At 63.2% G+C, this 17,166-nt stretch carries 14 protein-coding genes; 8 read left to right on the top strand and 6 right to left on the bottom strand.

Features of this window, described 5'->3' with window-relative positions; genetic code table 11:
• Positions 1–34: 34 nt before the first annotated feature.
• A complete protein-coding gene (locus NLY43_RS14370; protein WP_023711390.1) occupies positions 35–2,137 on the bottom strand; it encodes a bifunctional rhamnulose-1-phosphate aldolase/short-chain dehydrogenase in 2,103 nt (700 codons plus the stop codon).
• Positions 2,138–2,320: 183 nt separating this feature from the next.
• Here NLY43_RS14370 and NLY43_RS14375 point away from each other — a divergent pair, with 183 nt between their 5' ends.
• The 7 genes from NLY43_RS14375 (at position 2,321) to NLY43_RS14405 (ending at position 9,450) form a co-directional block, all read left to right on the top strand.
• Entirely contained in the window at positions 2,321–3,124 is an 804-nt protein-coding gene (locus tag NLY43_RS14375) for a DeoR/GlpR family DNA-binding transcription regulator (protein ID WP_023669662.1), read from the top strand.
• A 48-nt stretch (positions 3,125–3,172) separates the two neighbouring features.
• Positions 3,173–4,168, top strand: coding sequence for a rhamnose ABC transporter substrate-binding protein (gene rhaS, locus NLY43_RS14380; protein ID WP_023711391.1), 996 nt, complete (start codon positions 3,173–3,175; stop codon positions 4,166–4,168).
• Positions 4,169–4,252: 84 nt separating this feature from the next.
• The gene (locus NLY43_RS14385) at positions 4,253–5,794 is read left to right on the top strand and encodes a sugar ABC transporter ATP-binding protein (RefSeq protein WP_023711392.1); all 1,542 of its coding nucleotides are present in this window, start codon (positions 4,253–4,255) and stop codon (positions 5,792–5,794) included.
• Positions 5,791–6,768, top strand: a complete 978-nt coding sequence (locus tag NLY43_RS14390; RefSeq protein WP_023711393.1) for an ABC transporter permease — start codon at positions 5,791–5,793, stop codon at positions 6,766–6,768. The genes NLY43_RS14385 and NLY43_RS14390 overlap by 4 nt, the downstream gene beginning before the upstream one ends.
• Positions 6,765–7,760 carry an ABC transporter permease gene (locus NLY43_RS14395; RefSeq protein ID WP_023711394.1) on the top strand — a complete coding sequence of 332 codons (996 nt, stop codon included), beginning with the start codon at positions 6,765–6,767 and terminating at the stop codon, positions 7,758–7,760. The genes NLY43_RS14390 and NLY43_RS14395 overlap by 4 nt, the downstream gene beginning before the upstream one ends.
• On the top strand, positions 7,760–8,077 hold the full coding sequence (gene rhaM / locus NLY43_RS14400) for an L-rhamnose mutarotase (protein ID WP_023681927.1): 318 nt from the start codon (positions 7,760–7,762) through the stop codon (positions 8,075–8,077). Before NLY43_RS14395 ends, rhaM begins: the two co-directional genes overlap by 1 nt.
• Positions 8,074–9,450, top strand: a complete 1,377-nt coding sequence (locus NLY43_RS14405) for an FGGY-family carbohydrate kinase (RefSeq protein ID WP_023711395.1) — start codon at positions 8,074–8,076, stop codon at positions 9,448–9,450. The genes rhaM and NLY43_RS14405 overlap by 4 nt, the downstream gene beginning before the upstream one ends.
• Here NLY43_RS14405 and NLY43_RS14410 read toward each other — a convergent pair whose 3' ends face one another.
• The 3 genes from NLY43_RS14410 to galE all read right to left on the bottom strand — a co-directional run bounded on the left by NLY43_RS14410 (position 9,451) and on the right by galE (position 13,625).
• Positions 9,451–11,277, bottom strand: coding sequence for an alanine racemase (locus NLY43_RS14410; RefSeq protein WP_023711396.1), 1,827 nt, complete (start codon positions 11,275–11,277; stop codon positions 9,451–9,453).
• A gap of 3 nt (positions 11,278–11,280) precedes the next feature.
• Complete coding sequence (locus NLY43_RS14415) at positions 11,281–12,531, bottom strand: D-amino acid dehydrogenase (protein WP_023711397.1); 1,251 nt, start codon at positions 12,529–12,531, stop codon at positions 11,281–11,283.
• A 98-nt stretch (positions 12,532–12,629) separates the two neighbouring features.
• Entirely contained in the window at positions 12,630–13,625 is a 996-nt protein-coding gene (gene galE, locus NLY43_RS14420; RefSeq protein ID WP_023711398.1) for a UDP-glucose 4-epimerase GalE, read from the bottom strand.
• 279 nt (positions 13,626–13,904) lie between these two features.
• Between galE and hemA the strand changes: the two genes are divergently transcribed.
• A complete protein-coding gene (gene hemA / locus NLY43_RS14425) occupies positions 13,905–15,182 on the top strand; it encodes a 5-aminolevulinate synthase (protein WP_023711399.1) in 1,278 nt (425 codons plus the stop codon).
• A gap of 18 nt (positions 15,183–15,200) precedes the next feature.
• Here hemA and NLY43_RS14430 read toward each other — a convergent pair whose 3' ends face one another.
• Entirely contained in the window at positions 15,201–16,367 is a 1,167-nt protein-coding gene (locus NLY43_RS14430; RefSeq protein ID WP_023711400.1) for a pyridoxal phosphate-dependent aminotransferase, read from the bottom strand.
• 158 nt (positions 16,368–16,525) lie between these two features.
• Positions 16,526–16,945, bottom strand: coding sequence for a large conductance mechanosensitive channel protein MscL (mscL, locus tag NLY43_RS14435; RefSeq protein WP_023681933.1), 420 nt, complete (start codon positions 16,943–16,945; stop codon positions 16,526–16,528).
• Between the last annotated feature and the right edge of the window lie 221 nt (positions 16,946–17,166).

Below are 17,166 nucleotides of genomic sequence, written 5' to 3' on the forward strand. Positions count from 1 at the left end.
GTGACGGGGAGAAGAGAAGCGCTCCGCCCTTAACTCAGCGCGTAAAGCTCTGCGCGTTGCCGGCGTCGACGTTGATGATGTTGCCGGTGGATTTGGCCGACATGTCGGACGCCAGGAAATAGATCGCTTCGGCGATGTCTTCGGGAAACACCGAGCGCTTCAGCATCGAGCGCGAGCGGTAGTGTTCTTCCAGATCGTCGGTCGACATCTTGTAGGCGGCGGCGCGCTGTTCCTTCCACTCGCCGGTCCAGATCTTCGAACCGCGCAGCACGGCGTCCGGATTGACGACGTTGACCCGGATCTGGGCTTCCGCGCCTTCCAGCGCCAGGCAGCGGGCGAGATGGATTTCGGCCGCCTTGGCGGTGCAATAGGCGGCGGCATTGGGTGACGCGGCAAGACCGTTCTTGGAGGCGACGAAGACGACATTGCCGCCGATCTTCTGGGCCCGGAACAGCCGGAAGGCTTCGCGCGAGACCAGGAAATAGCCGGTCGACAATATGTCCATGTTCTTGTTCCACAGCGCCAGCGTCGTCTCCTCGATCGGCGCCGAGGAGGCGAGGCCTGCGTTGGAGACGAGAATATCAATGCCGCCGAACTCGACGGCTGTCTGGGCGAAGCCGGAAATCACCTGCTCCTCCGCGGTGACGTTGATCAGCACCGGCCGGACGAAGTCCTTGCCATAGGCTTTCGCCAGTTCGTCGTTGGCGTTGGCAAGTGCGGTCTCGTCGATATCGGCCAGCACGACGCAGGCGCCTTCGCGCAGCAGGCGATTGGCGGTGGCGCGGCCGATGCCGCCGGCGCCGCCGGTGACCAGCGCGATTTGGCCGGCGAGCGACTTCGGCTTCGGCATGCGCTGCAGCTTCAAATCCTCGAGCAGCCAGTATTCGATGTCGAAGGCCTCCTGCGCCGGCAGGCCGACATAGGACGAAACGGTCGAGGCCCCGCGCATGACATTGATGGCGTTGACGTAGAATTCGCCAGAGATGCGGGCGGTGGCCTTGTCGCCGGCGAAGGTGAACATGCCGACGCCGGGCATCAGGTAGACCACGGCGTTGGGGTCACGGATCGGGGGCGAGTCCGGATGCTTGCAGCTGTCGTAATAGGCCTGGTAGCCGACACGGTACTCAGCAATATCGTCGGCGAGGCGCGCAATCACGGCTTCGACGTCGGGCTTCGCTGGGTCGAACTCGATAACCAGCGGGCGGATTTTTGTGCGCAGGAAATGATCCGGGCATGAGGTGCCGAGCGCCGCCAGCGGGCGCAAATCCCTGGAGTTGACGAATTCGAGCACGGCGGCGGAATCGTCGAAATGGCCGAGCTTGTGGCTCTTCTCCGAAATCAGGCCGCGGATTCTCGGCATCAGTCTCGCCGCGATGGCGCGGCGCTCAGCGGCGTCTAGCGATTTGACGACTTCGCCGCCGAAGATGGCGAGACCCTCGGAGCGGCGCTCGAACCATTCGATCGCCTGGTTGATGACCGAGATCGTCGTCTCGTAGCACTCCTTGGGTATGTCGCCCCAGGTGAACAAGCCGTGGCTTTCGAGGATGACGCCCTTGGCCTCGGGGTGTTCGACGCAGAATTTCTCCAGCCAGAGGCCAAGTTCGAAGCCCGGCCGCTTCCACGGCAGCCAGCCGATGGCGTCACCGAATATCTCCTTGGTCAACGCCTTGGAATCCTTGGCCGCGGCAATCGCGATAATGGCATCGGGATGCATGTGATCGACGAACGGCTTCGGCACATAGGCGTGCAGCGGCGTGTCGATCGAGGCCGCGCGCGGGTTGAGGTTGAAGGTGCAGTGGGGAAGATAGCCCACCATCTCGTCCTCATGCGCGACGCCACGATAGAGGCCTTTCAGCGCCTGCAGTTTGTCCATGTAGAGCGTGGCGAAACCGTCCAGCTTGATCGAGGCGCTGTCGCCGCCCGAGCCCTTGACCCATAGCACTTCGACTTCGGCGCCGGAGAGCGGGTCCTTCTGCCGGATCTTGGACGAGGTGTTGCCGCCGCCATAATTGGTGACACGCTTGTCGGAGCCGAGCGTGTTGGAGCGATAGACCAGAAGCTCAGGCTCGCTCAGCCCCTTGGCTTTCGCATCGTCCCAAAGGTTGGCAAGGCGCGAGCCGGAGCGCTTGTCGAGCATGATTATCCTCCCTGGGACGCAAAAGGCGCGGTCCATTTTGCCGGAAATGTCTACGCAAGCATCTCGGTTGTCAATCATAAACGATCAAGATCGATCATATTGCACTGCACAATGAAATTATATGATCGGAAATGATTGACACTGCTTGTTTTCTAGTGCCTCATGACCAGGCAGGGAGGAACCATGCACGAAAAAGAGCGCCACAGGATCATTCTGTCCGCCGTCCAGGAAAAGCCTGTGGTGACGGTGCAGGAGATGGTCGACCTGACGGACTCCTCCGAGGCGACGATCCGGCGCGATATCGCGGCTCTTCATGTGCAAAAGCGCCTGCGCCGCGTGCGCGGCGGCGCCGAAGCGATCTCGCCACCGCAGTTCATCGGCCTCGCCGGCCGGCCCTTTTCCGTCAACGAAACGCTTAATGCTTCGCAGAAGCGCGCGATTGCGCGCGAAGCGGTGGAGCTGTGCAAGGACGGCGAGCCGATCATCATCAATGGCGGCACCACCACCTTCCAGATGGTGCATTTCCTGACCGGACGCCGCATGCCGATCTTCACCAATTCGTTCCCCATCGCCGAGCATCTGCTCAAGCATTCGAAGAACACCGTCATGCTGTCGGGCGGCACCATCTACCGCGAGCAGAACATCATCCTCTCGCCCTTCGACAATGACGTGACGCGTAATTTCTACGCGCGCCGCATGTTCATGGGCGCTCAAGGGCTCGGGCCGCTTGGCCTGATGGAAGGCGACCCGCTGCTGATCCAGGCGGAGCAGAAACTGATCGACCAGGCCGACGAACTGGTGGTGCTGGTCGACTCATCGAAATTCCGCCAGCGCTCGAGCCTGATCCTGTGCGGGCTCAAGCGCATCGCCACCGTCATCACCGATGACGGCATCGAGGATCGCGAAGCCAACATGCTGGAGGCCGCGGGTGTGACGCTGATCGTCGCCCGCAAGTCGGCAAAGGAAGAATCCTCGCTGCAGGCCTGAGGCCAACCGCAGCGACGATGGAATGCAACGCTCAAGGGAGGAAATACGATGAGCTTTCTGAAGAAATTGATGGTGACGGCCGCGTTCTCGGCCGCCATGTTCGTGAATGCCGCCTATGCCGAGAACGTCAAGATCGCGCTGGTGGTGAAGTCGCTCGGCAACGGCTTCTTCGACGCCGCCAACAAGGGTGCCGAAGAGGCGGCCAAGGAACTCGGCGATGTCGACATCATCTACACCGGCCCGACCAAGGCGACAGCCGAAGCGCAGATCGAAGTGGTCAATTCGCTGATCGCGCAGAAGGTCAACGCCATTGCGATTTCGGCCAATGACGCCGACGCGCTGGTGCCGGTGCTGAAGAAGGCGATGGAGCGCGGCATCACCGTCATCTCGTGGGATTCGGGCGTCGCCAAGGAAGGCCGCCAGCTGCACCTCAACCCGTCCGACACCGGCCTGATCGGCGAGACCATCATCAAGCTTGCCGCCGACTATCTGCCGGAAGGCGGCGAAGTCGCCATTCTGTCGGCTTCGTCGACCGCGACCAACCAGAACGCCTGGATCGACGCGGCCAAGAAAATCCTGCCGGAAAAATTCCCCAAGATCAAACTCGTCGCCACCGTCTACGGCGATGACGATTCGGCCAAGAGCACCGACGAAGCCAAGGGCCTGCTGAAATCCTATCCGAACCTCAAGGCGATCATCGCGCCGACCACCGTCGGCGTCGTTGCCGCTGCCCAGGTCGTCACCGACGCGAACCTGATCGGCAAGGTCAATGTCACCGGTCTCGCGCTGCCGTCGGAGTTCAAGAGGTTCATCGACAACGGTTCCAGCCAGGCGGTTGCCCTCTGGAATCCGATCGACCTCGGCTACTCCGCCGTCTACCTCGCTCATGATCTGGCGGTGAAGAAGGAAGAGGCAAAGCCGGGCGCAACGCTGTCGATCGGCCGCGTCGGCAAGGTCACGCTCGATGACAGCAACTCGGCTGCGATGGCTCCGCCCTTCCAGTTCGACAAGTCCAACATCGAAAAGTTCTCCAAGATCTATTGATCTCGGACGTCTCGGACCAAGCGCGGCGGGACCAAAATCCCGCCGCGACTTTAAACGGACCTTGTTTCAGGGCTTGATACGGATATGGACACGACAGCCCAGCACGGCATTGCGAAGGAGGAGCCCACGGGTCCTGCCCCGCGCCTGACGCTGTCCGGCGTCTCCAAAAGCTTTCCCGGCGTGCGCGCGCTGCACAATGTCAGCCTGTCGCTTTACCCCGGCCAGGTTACGGCGCTGATCGGTGAAAACGGTGCCGGCAAGTCGACGCTGGTCAAGATCATGACCGGCATCTACCAGCCCGACGCCGGCACGATCAGCATTGACGGCCAGGCCGTCACCCTGCCCAGCGCGCATGCCGCCTTCGGCCACGGCGTCACCGCCATTCATCAGGAAACCGTGCTGTTCGACGATCTGAGCGTCGCCGAAAACATTTTTCTCGGCCATGCGCCGCGCACGCGGCTAGGCACCATCGACTGGCGCACCATGCGAAAACACGCGCGCGAAGTGCTCGACACCATGCATGCCGGCCATATCAACGCCGATGCGCGGCTGAAAGACCTCGGCATCGCCAACAAGCATCTGGTAGCGGTTGCTCGCGCGATGTCGATCGATGCGCAGATCGTCATCATGGATGAGCCGACCGCAGCCCTTTCGATGAAGGAGATCGAGGAGCTTTTCCTGCTGATCGAATTCCTCAAGGAGGAAGGCAAGGCGATCCTGTTCATCAGCCACAAGTTCGACGAGATCTATCGGATCGCCGATCGCTACACCGTGTTCCGCGACGGCGAGATGGTTGGCGAGGGCCTTATCAAGGATACCGGCCAGAGCCAGATCGTGCGCATGATGGTCGGCCGCTCGGTCGATCACATCTTTCCGCAACGCAAGGCCGAGATCGGCGCGCCGGTGCTGTCGGTCGCTGGCCTTTCGCACCCGACCGAATTCAACGACATCGGCTTCGAACTGCACAAGGGCGAGATCCTCGGTTTCTACGGCCTTGTCGGCGCCGGGCGGTCAGAGGTGATGCAGGCGATATCGGGCATCACCCGCATATCGGGTGGAACGATCACGCTGGAAGGCAAGACGATCACGCCGAAATCGGCGGCGGATTCCATCGAAGCCGGCATCGTCTACGTGCCGGAGGAACGCGGCAAGCAGGGCGTGGTGATCGGCCTGCCGATCTTCCAAAACGTCTCGCTTCCCTCGCTCAAGCGCACCTCCAAATCCGGCCTGCTGCGATTGTCGGACGAATTCGCGCTCGCCCGCTCCTACACCGAGCGGCTAGACCTGCGCGCCTCGTCGCTGAGCCAGGATGTCGGCACGCTGTCGGGCGGCAACCAGCAGAAGATCGTCATCGCCAAATGGCTGGCGACAGCGCCCAAGGTGATCATCCTGGACGAGCCGACCAAGGGCATCGACATCGGCTCCAAGGCCGCCGTGCACGGCTTCATGGCGGAGCTCGTCGCGCAGGGCCTGTCGGTGATCATGGTGTCGTCGGAACTGCCGGAGATTCTGGGCATGTCCGACCGCGTCGTCGTCATGCGCGAAGGGCTGGTTGCGGCGGTCTACGATAGTAAGGGGCTGGACGCCGAAACGCTGGTCCGGACGGCAGCGGGGATCGCGGCATGAAGGCTCTCCTGAAATTCCGCGAGATCTGGCTGGCAGCGGCGATCGTCGTTTTGATTGCTCTGATCTCGACGCGCTTCCCGGCCTTTGCCGACCCCGGCAATCTCGCCCAGGTGTTCAACGACACCTCGATCCTGATGATCCTGGCGCTGGGACAGATGGTCGTCATCCTGACCCGCTCGATCGACCTGTCGATGGCCTCCAACCTGTGCTTCACCGGCATGGTGGTGGCGATGCTGAACGCCGCGCATCCGGCGATCCCGATCCCGCTGCTGATCGTCATTGCGCTGGCCGTCGGACTGGTGCTCGGCGCCATCAACGGCCTGCTGGTGTGGCGGCTGAACATCCCTTCGATCGTGGTGACATTGGGCACGCTCACCATCTATCGCGGCGCCACCTTCGTCCTGTCCGGCGGCGCATGGGTCAATGCCGACAAGATGAGTCCTGAGTTCATCGGCTTCCAGCGCGCAGCTTTCCTGGGCATTCCGGTTCTGTCCTGGATCGCCATACTGGTCATCGCGCTGTTCTTCGTGGTGATGACGCGAACCGCGCTTGGCCGTTCGATCTATGCCATCGGCGTCAACCCGACGGCGTCGGTCTATGCCGGCATCGATGTCGGCCGAACCAAATTCATCGTCTTCTGCATTTCCGGCATGATCGGCGGGCTCGCCGGTTATCTCTGGATTTCTCGTTATGTCATCGCCTCGGTCGAGGTCGCCAACGGCTATGAACTCAACATCATCGCCGCCTGCGTCATCGGCGGCATTTCGATTGCCGGCGGCATCGGCTCGGTCGGGGGCGCTGTGTTAGGGGCGCTGTTCCTCGGCATCATTTCCAACGCGCTGCCCGTCATCAACATCTCGCCCTTCTGGCAGATGGCGATTTCAGGCAGCGCCATCATCCTGGCCGTCGTGCTCAACGCGCGTGGCGAACGTCAGCAGGGGCGGATCATTCTGAGGAAGGCGGAGGCGGCATGACCGACACCCCCGCCCCGCGCCACATTCCCGACCGGCTCGACAAGCCGCTCTCCTCGGCGATCTTTTCCTGGGAAGCGCTGCTGGTCGTCGTGGCGGTCGCCATCTTCGCCATCAACAGCTTCGCATCGCCCTATTTCCTCGATGCCTATTCGCTGTCGGACCTGACCTTCAATTTCACCGAGAAAGGCCTGATCGCCTTCGCCATGGCGCTGCTGATCATTTCGGGCGAGATCGACCTGTCGGTCGCCGCCATCATCGCGCTCGCCTCGACCATGATGGGCATGGCGGTACAGGCCGGCGCCGACACGCCGGTGCTGGTGGCTATCGGCATCGTCGTCGGGCTCGGTTGCGGCGCCTTCAACGGCCTGTTGGTGACGAGGCTCGGCCTGCCGTCCATCGTCGTTACCATCGGCACGATGAGCCTGTTTCGCGGCATTGCCTTCATCATCCTCGGTGACCAGGCCTACAAGGGCTATCCCGAGAGTTTTGCTTTCTTCGGCCAGGGCTATGTCTGGTGGGTGGTGTCGTTCGAACTGGTGCTCTTCCTCATCGCGGCCGTCGCCTACTGGTTCCTGCTGCATCGCACCAGCTTCGGCCGCCGTGTCTTTGCCACCGGCAACAATCCGGTCGCGGCACAGTTTTCCGGCGTTCGCGTCGGCCGCATCAAATTCATCCTGTTTTGCCTGACAGGGCTGATGGCCGGCATCGCCTCGGTGCTGATCACCTCGCGGCTCGGCTCGACGCGACCGTCCATCGCGCAGGGTTACGAGCTTGAGGTCATCACCATGGTGGTGCTGGGCGGCGTCAGCATTCTGGGTGGCTCCGGCAGCATTTTAGGCGTCGTGCTCGCCGCCTTTATCATGGGGCTGGTGACCTTCGGCCTCGGCCTGCTCAACGTGCCCGGCATCGTCATGTCGATCTTCATCGGCCTGCTCTTGATCTTCGTCATCGCGCTGCCGATCGTCTGGCGACAGCTGCGTGGTAACAGCTGATGCCTGAGAAATACGCCTTCAAGATGCAGCTCAAACCCGGCATGAAAGCCGAGTACAAAAAGCGCCACGATGAGATCTGGCCGTCGCTGGTGGCGCTGCTGAGAGAGGCCGGCGTCGCCGATTATTCGATCCATCTCGATGAAGACACCAACATCCTGTTCGGCGTGCTGTGGCGGCGCGACGACCATGGCATGGCCGACCTGCCGAAGCATCCGGTGATGCAGCGCTGGTGGGCGCACATGGCCGACATCATGGAGACCAGGCCGGACAACCAACCGGTGGCCATCCCCCTGGAAACAATGTTCCATATGGCATGAGTGCGCTGCGCCACATCGCCGTCATCGACATCGGCAAGACCAACGCCAAGGTGGCGCTGGTCGATCTCGTCACGCTGAGCGAGGTGGGGTTGCGCCGCATGGCGAACGCGCCGCTGCGACAAGCGCCCTATCCGCATCACGATGTCGAGGCGCTGTGGACGTTTATCCTCAACAGCCTTGCCAGCCTCGACCGCGAACAGCGTATCGACGCGATTTCGATCACCACGCATGGTGCGACCGGCGTGCTGGTCGACGCCTCGGGCGAGCTGGTGCTGCCTGTCCTAGACTATGAGTTCGATGGCCCCGACAGGTTGGCGGCGGAGTATGATGCTGTTCGTCCGCCCTTCGCCGAAACCGGTACACCGCGCCTGCCGGTCGGTCTCAATCTCGGCGCGCAATTCTTCTGGCTTGAGAAGCGTTTCCCCACCGAATTCGCCAAGGCCGCCGCGATGCTGATGTATCCGCAATACTGGGCGCTGCGCCTGACCGGCGTTGCCGCCAACGAGGTGACCTCGCTCGGCTGCCACACCGATCTGTGGAGCCCTTGGGAGGCGGACTTTTCCTCGATGGTCGACAGGCTGGATTGGCGCAGGCTGATGGCGCCGGTGCGGCCGGCCAGGGACCAGCTCGGCCCGATCCTGCCGGCGCTTGCCGCGCGCACCGGGCTCGATCCGCAGACCCCGGTATTCTGTGGCCTGCACGATTCCAACGCCTCCCTATTGCCGCATCTTCTGTCCGACGAGCCGCCCTTCTCGGTCGTCTCGACCGGCACCTGGGTGGTATCGATGGCGGTCGGCGGCAGAGAGATTGCGCTCGATGCTGCGCGCGACACGCTGGTCAATGTCAGCGCGCTTGGCGCTCCCGTGCCCTCGGCGCGGTTCATGGGTGGCCGCGAGTTTTCCCAGCTGACCAAGGACAAGCCGCAGGACTGCAGCGGCAGCGAGGTGCTGGCCGTTCTGACCGGAAAAATGCTGCTTTTACCTTCTACGCAGCAGGGATCGGGACCGTTCCCGCACCATGCCGCGGAATGGCTTGATGCCGACGGCATCAGCAAAGGCGAGCGGTTCGCCGCCATTTCCTTCTATCTGGCACTGATGACGGCGACCTGCCTCGAGCTGATCGGCGCCGACGGCCCGACCACCGTGGAAGGACCGTTTGCTCGCAACCGGCTCTTTGTCGGCATGCTGGCGGCAGCGACCGCGCGCATCGTCATCGCCTCCGAGGCGGCCACCGGCACCAGCATCGGCGCGGCACTGCTCGCATCCGATCAGCCAGTGACGCACGGCAAGGGCGAAAGAATTGAGCCGCAGACCGACCCGGTCTGGGCGGCCTATGTCACCGCGTGGCGCGCGGCAGTCGACGCGCAAGGCTGATCACAAAATCCGCTTCCCAAAGGCCGACATGACGAAGTTGACGGCGTCGGCGCCGATCCGCGGCTCCAGACCGGCGGTCAGCCCGGAAACATCCATCGACAGCAGACCGCCGGACAGCGAGATCGCCTCCATTGCCTGATGCGTCTCGCGCACCGTCAGCCCGCCCGAGCCCGCAGCCCAGCCGGTAAATTCGGTCGCCGTCGGCGAATAGCTGACGTGAAAGCCCTGCGTGCCCGACGTCGCGATGCGGATCGCCTCATGCATGAGGTCGCGCATGCCCATGGCGTCGATGTCGGTCATGGTGAAGGCCGAGACACGCGAATCCTTGAGCACCCTTGCCTCCGCCGGATCGGCATGGCGCAGGCCCACGATGACGACATTTTCCGGCGACAGCTGCGGCTGCAGCGCGCCGGGCTTGTGATCGAGACCGAGCGCGCGGGCCAGCACCGAGACTTCAGGCATGTCTTCGGCCTCCTCGTCCTCGGGCATCAGGGCGGCGAGGGAATCGATCCAGATCAGGCCAAAGGAATGCGTCGCCCGCGCCGTTGCGGTCAGCGCCTTGTGGGCGATACGGCGATCTGCGCCGGCGGCGAGACGGACGAGGCCCGAGGGCGGCCGCTCGACGTCGGCGAGTTCGACCACGTCGAAATTCATTGCCTCCAGCCGCGCGCCGGTTCCCTCGCGGGCGATAATCCCGCCGGCTTCCGGTTCGGCCGAGATCGACACCATCTTGCGGCCGGAGAAATCCGCGACGTCGTGCATCGGCGCCTTCTCGACATATTCCGAGGTCATCGCCAGAAGCATGGCGCCATAATTCATGCGGAAGGCGACGCGGTCGCCGACGGTGGGTCGCGGATCGGCATCCTGCACATCGAGCAGCAGATGGTCGCTGGAAGCGCCGAGCACCCTCACCCCTTTGGCGATCGGCGTCAGCCCTTCCACCAGCACGTCCTCGCGGCCTATATTGGCGATGGCGCGCAGCCGGTCGCCCTCGTCGGCAAAGACCGGCTGGTTGCCGAAGGCGTCGTAGCCGGATGTGCCGATCGGCCGCGAAGGCTTGAGTTTGACCTCGATGATGTCGCTGGTCAGCCGGCAGGCATCGGGTTCGAGTTCGGGCCACGGCACGTCGCGAAAGGTTTCGACACCGCCTTGCAGGATCGCCTCGCCCACGCGCAGATTGTTGATGCCGGGCGGCAGCTTGCCTTCGAGCAGCAGCGTCAGCGATGACGAGGCGCCGCCGGAAATGAAGTCGAGGCTTTTGCCGGACAGGCGCTCAGTCTTGTAGGCATGGGCGACGAGTTGGCCAAGGTTCTCCGGGGTCGGCATTATGGCGCCGAAGCAGCCGAGATTGGTGCCGATGCCGGCGATGCGCACGCCCTTGAATTCCAGGATCTGCTCGACGGTGGGGATCAGGTCGCTTGGCCAGATGCCTTCGCGGAGATCGCCGAGATCGATCATCAGCATGATGTCGTGGACGCGGCCCATGCGCTCGGCAATGCGCGATATCTCGCGGATGGTGGTCAGTTCCGACTGCAGGCTGATGTCGACGGTGCGCACGACCTCCTCGACGCGCGCCATGGGCGGGCTGCGCAGCAGCATGACCGGCGCATTGATGCCGCTGTCGCGCAGCCGCCGAATGTTCTCAAAACGCGATTCCGCGATGCCGGCAACACCGCCGCGCAGCATGGCCCGCGCCACCTGCGGCATGCCGCATGTGCCCTTGGTGACACCGAATACCTTGATATCAGACAATGCGCAGCGTTCGACGATGGTGCGGGCGTTGCGCTCGATGCGGCCAAGGTCGATAGCGACTTGCGGTCCCGACATCGCTCAGCTCCCGTAGACCAGCCCCTGGGGGTCGATCTCCGGCTTGCGGCCGGCGACGAGGTCGGCCAGGAACTTGCCCGAGCCGCAGGCCATGGTCCAGCCGACATGGCCGTGGCCGGTGTCGAGGTAAAGGTTCTTGTATTTCGCCTTGCCGATGACCGGCACCGAGTTGGGCATCATCGGTCGCAGACCTGCCCACAACAGCGCCTTCTTCTCGTCGAAAGCGCCGGGGAAAAGGTCTTTGCCGGTGCTCAGCATGGACTTGAAGTCGCTGAGCTTGAAGCTGCGGTCGAAGCCGGTGAACTCGGCTGTCGAGGACATGCGCAGGCGGTTTCCGAGCCTGGAGTAACCAACCAGCCGGTCCTCGTCGGCGCCGCCCATGGTCGGTCCCTTGCTCTCGTCCTCCAGCGGGATGGTCGCGCTATAGCCTTTAACCGGATAGACGGGCAGGTCGATACCGTAGCGGCGGCCGATCAGGCCGCTCTCGGGGCCCATGGCGATGACGACGGCGTCGCCCGTCACCGGGCCGGCCGATGTCATGACCGCACGCACCCGATCGCCTTCTATGTCGAGCCCCTCGACCGTGGTGTCGAACAGGAATCTGACGCCGAGCTTTTCGGCGGCATAGGCGGCCAGCCCATCGACGAATATCCTGGAATCGCCGGTCTGGTCGATTGGCGAATAAACGCCGCCGGCGATCTTTTCCTTCACTCCGGCGAGCCCGGGCTCAAGTTCGACCAGCCGGTCGCGGCCGACGATCTCGATCGGCAGGCCATGCTTCGCCAGAAACTGGTAGTTGTCGGTGCCGGTGTCGAGACTGTGCTGCGAGCGGAAGAAATAAAGAATGCCCTTCTTGCGCTCGTCATAGTGGATGCCGGTGGCGTCGGAGAGCGCGTTGATGCAGTCGCGCGAATAGAGCGCCAGGCGCAGTTTGACCTGGCTGTTGGCGCGCAGGCGCGCCACCGTGCACTGGCGCAGGAAGCGCAGGCTCCAGGCGAGGAAATAGGGATCGAAGCGCAGCCTGACCTTGATGCCGAGATCATGGTTCCAGAGCGCACGCAGGAAGGTCTTCAGCGCCGCCGGGGAGGCCCAGGCGGTGGCGTCGCCCGGCGACACCAGACCGGCATTGGACTGGCTGGTGCCGCGCGCCGGCGCCGGATGGCGCTCGATAACGGTGACCTCATGGCCGTCGGCGGCCAGATAATACGCGGCCGCGGTACCGACAACACCGGCTCCAAGCACCGTTATCTTCATGCCACCCCCTCTTCGCGGCGCAGCGCCTCCACGCCGCATCGCCAATGCCTTCAATAGCGCTTCGCCGCGCGCCTTGCGAGCCCTCGGAAGTGCCCGGCTCAGCCTCGCGCGGAGTTCTTGCCGGTGAGGATGCGCTCCCAGGCGAGCGCATCGGCGACGATCTGGTCAAGGTCGTCGCGTTGCGGGGTCCAGCCGAGTTCGGCGCGTGCAAGGTCCGAATTGGCAACCACGGCGGCGGCGTCGCCGGGGCGCCGGTCGCCCATCTTGACCTCGAAATCCCGGCCGAAGGCGCGCCGCACGCTGTCGATGACCTCGAGCACCGAATAGCCGTGGCTGTAGCCGCAATTGGCGACGAGGCTGCCGCCGCCGGCGCGCAGGCGCTGCAGCGCCAGCCGGTGGGCCGCGGCCAGGTCGCTGACATGGATATAATCGCGCATGCAGGTGCCGTCCGGCGTCGGATAATCGGTGCCGAACACCTGCATGAAGGGGCGTTTGCCGAGCGCGGTCTCGCAGGCGACCTTGATCAGATGCGTGGCGCCAGGCGTCGACTGACCCGCCCGGCCCCTGGGATCGGCGCCGGCGACGTTGAAGTAGCGCAGGGCCGTGTAGCGCAAGGGATGCGCAAGCGCTGCGTCGCGCAGCATCCATTCGCTCATCAGCTTGGACAGGCCGTAGGGCGATTCCGGCGCCAGGCGGGCATCCTCGCGCACCGGCTCCAGGCCGGCGCCGCCATAGACGGCGGCGGTCGAGGAGAAGATGAAATGCGGCACGCCCTCGCGCACCGCGGTTTCGATCAGCGTGCGGGTCTTGGAGGTGTTATTCTCGTAATAGGCGAGCGGGTCGGCAACCGACTCCGGCACCACGATGGAACCGGCGAAGTGGATGATCGCGTCGACCTCGTTATCCCGGATGATCTGGCCGACCAATTCCTTATCGGCGACATCGCCGACGACAAGCTTGGCTTCCGGCGCTACCGCCCATTCGAAGCCGGTGGAAAGGCGGTCGAGAACGACGACGCTCTCGCCGGCATCCAGCAGTTCCCAGACCATGTGGCTGCCGATATAGCCGGCGCCGCCCGTTACCAAAACCGTCATCCGCGTCCTCTTTTACCCATGATTTATCGGAAACTGTCTCAATCACCGCCTTACTGGAAAGCCTGCGGCAAGGCCATTAGAAACGCCTGAATGTTAAATCCGTAACAGTCTCACCGGCCTGTGGCATCGTACGGAAACAAAATTGATCCACATCAAGGGAATAGGCCACGATCTGGCATCGTTAGGAACAGGCTTGGGGCGTGGCATTTTGACCAAAACGGCCCGGTGGACGACGAATGGCCCAACGATTATGATCCCGCGCAAAACTGGGAAGGCGACATGAACTATCAGCGGTTCTTCGAGGAAGCGATCGACCAGCTCCACGCCGAGCGGCGCTACCGGGTTTTCGCCGATCTCGAGCGCATTGTCGGCAAGTTTCCGCGCGCCATCTGGCGTTCAAACGGCCGCGCCGAGGAAATCACCGTCTGGTGCTCCAACGACTATCTCGGCATGGGCCAGAACCCCGATGTCATTGCCGCGTTCCAGAATGCAGCCGGCAAGATGGGTTCGGGCGCCGGCGGCACCCGCAACATTTCCGGCACCTCGAACCCGCTCGTCGAGCTCGAGCTGGAACTGGCCGACCTGCACGACAAGGAAGCCGCGCTCGTCTTCACCTCCGGCTTCGTCTCCAACGAGGCCTCGATCTCGACCATTGCGCGGCTTTTGCCCAATTGCCTGATCATTTCGGACGAGCTCAACCATGCCTCGATGATCGAAGGCGTACGGCGCTCGGGCGCCGAAAAGAAGATTTTCCGCCACAACGACGTCGCGCATCTCGAAAGCCTGTTGCAGGTGGCGGGCCGCGAACGCGCCAAGCTGATCGTGTTCGAGAGCGTCTATTCGATGGATGGCGACATCGCGCCGATCAAGCAGATCGTCGAACTGGCCGAACGCTACAACGCCATGACCTATATTGACGAGGTCCATGCCGTCGGCATGTACGGACCGCGCGGCGGCGGCATCACCGAGCGCGAGGGGCTGGCCGACCGCATCGACATCATCGAAGGCACGCTGGCCAAGGCGTTCGGCACGCTGGGCGGCTATATCGCCGGCAACAGCGCCGTCATCGACGCGGTGCGCTCCTATGCTCCGGGCTTCATCTTCACCACGGCGCTGCCGCCGGCCATCGCCGCCGCCGCCACCACGTCCATCCGCCACCTCAAGCGGTCGCAAGCCGAGCGCGATGCGCAACAGCGCCAGGCGTCGCGGACCAAGGAGGTTCTGTCTGCAGCTGGCCTGCCGGTGATGGAATCGCCGACACACATCGTGCCGGTGCTGGTCGGTGACCCCGAACTCTGCAAGATGGCCAGCGACCGTCTGCTCGGCGTGCACGGCATCTACATCCAGCCGATCAACTATCCGACCGTGCCGCGCGGCACCGAGCGGCTGCGCATCACGCCGACGCCGTTCCATACCGATGCGCTGATTGCGGGACTGCAGGACGCGCTGGTCGAGACATGGGATGCGCTGGGCATTCCCTACGGCTCCGCCGGACGGCCCACTGTCGCCAAGAGCGACCGGATTGTGCCGCTGCTTGTGCCGAAGTCGGGCGGCTGAAGCCGCCGGCCATTCACCTCAAACCGTCCTCATCCATCCCGCCAGCCGGTGTGCCGCTTCCTCGAGTTGGTCGAGGCGGCGGTGGAAGCACAGGCGCAAAAACGCCTCTCCGCCAGGGCCGAAGGCGGTGCCCGGCGCCAGGCCGACATTGGCCTTGTCGACGATGTCGAAAGCAGCCCGGCGCGGATCGGTGATGCCGTCGACCGTGAAAAACAAATAGAACGCGCCTTGCGGCACGGTGAAGCGCGCTTTGCCGGTTGCGCCGAGAATATCGCAGACCAGGTCGCGCGCTTTCCTGGCGCGCTCCACCTGCTCGAGGATGAAGGTATCACCGTGGTCCAGCGCCGCGACGGCGCCGCGCTGTATGAACTGGGCGACGCCTGAGGTCGAATACTGGATCAGGTTCTCGAACACCTGCTGCAGCTCGGGATGGGTCTTGATCCAGCCGACGCGCCAGCCGGTCATCGCCCAGTTCTTGGAAAAGGAGTTGACGAACAGGATGCGGTCTTCCGCGGTCGAAATGTCGAGGAAGGACGGCGCACGGCCGTGGCCGTAGTGGAACAGCGAATAGATCTCGTCGGCGATGATCCACAGGCCCTTTTGGCGGGCGAGATTCAGGATCGCCTGCAGCGTTTCCTTATCGGCCGTCCAGCCGGTGGGGTTCGATGGCGTGTTGACGAACAGCGCCTTGGTGCGCGGCGTCACCGCAGCCGCAATCTTGTCGACATCGCAGGACCAGCCATTGCCCGACTGGTCGAGCGTGACCGCAACCGGGGTAGCGCCGGAAATACCGGCGGCGGCGGCGAAATTCGGCCAGGCCGGGGAGAGATAGACCACCTCGTCGCCGCTGCCGGCGACCGCGGCTAATGCCAACTGAATGGCATGCATGCCGGAACCGGTGGCGATGAATTCCTCTTCGGCGAAGCTCTTGCCGAAATGCCTGGCATAGTAGCGGGAAAGCGCTTGCCTCAGCTCCGGAATGCCTTTCTGCCAGGTGTAGAAGGTCTCGCCATTGGCGAGCCCCTTGGCGGCGGCTTCCGAAATGAAGGCAGGCGTCGGCAAATCGCCTTCACCGGCCCAGAGCGGGATCATGCCCTCGCGCGTACGGCCGTAATTGACGACGGCGACAATGCCGCTTTCGGGGGCGGCCACCGCTTCGGCGCGCAAGCTATCGATCAGGGTCATGAACAGGTCCGTTTTGATGTCTGCTTTGATGCATGTCATTATCCAGAACCGCTGCGCACTTATGGGCGACATGCATTGGCGGATGCTCTTAGCAGATGCGGCAACAGAAAACCCCGGCCGCGAACGACCGGGGTTTTGGTCCAGAAATCTGGCCTTGTCTATTTCCTGGCGAGGAGATCGCGAATTTCGGTGAGCAAAGCGACGTCGGCCGGTGGCGGAGCCGCAGGTGCGGCCGGCTTCTCCCGCTCGAGCCGCTTGCGCATGTTGTTCACGGCCTTGACCATCAGGAAGATGATGAAAGCCAGGATGACGAAATTCAGCGCCACGGTGATAAAATTGCCGTAGGCGAACACCGCGCCTTCCTTACGCGCGTCGGCAAGATTGGTCGAATGCACTGTTGATGAGAGGCCTATGAAGTAGTTGGAAAAGTCGACGCCACCAAGTGCGCCGATGAAAGGCATGATGATGTCATTGACAAGAGAATCGACGATCTTGCTGAAGGCCGCGCCGATGATGACGCCGACCGCAAGGTCCATCACATTTCCTTTGGAAATGAATTCCTGGAATTCTTTCAGCATTCGACCCTCCTTGTCATGACGGACCGCGCTGCCGCCGTCCCTCCGGCGTCGGCCCGTGCGCACCATAACAAAAACCTGCGGTTGCAACAGAAGCAAAAGCTGGAAAACACCGCTTTCTCCTTACCTTAGGTCACGGTTCGACAGGGCGGCGTCGCGGCCATGCGCCGAAAGCCGCGATGGACTTGACCTTAGAGCTGTGATTGCCTCTGGGCAGGCCGGGG

The organism is Mesorhizobium sp. C416B (assembly GCF_030323165.1).
In the GTDB taxonomy this organism is placed as follows: Bacteria; Pseudomonadota; Alphaproteobacteria; order Rhizobiales; family Rhizobiaceae; genus Mesorhizobium.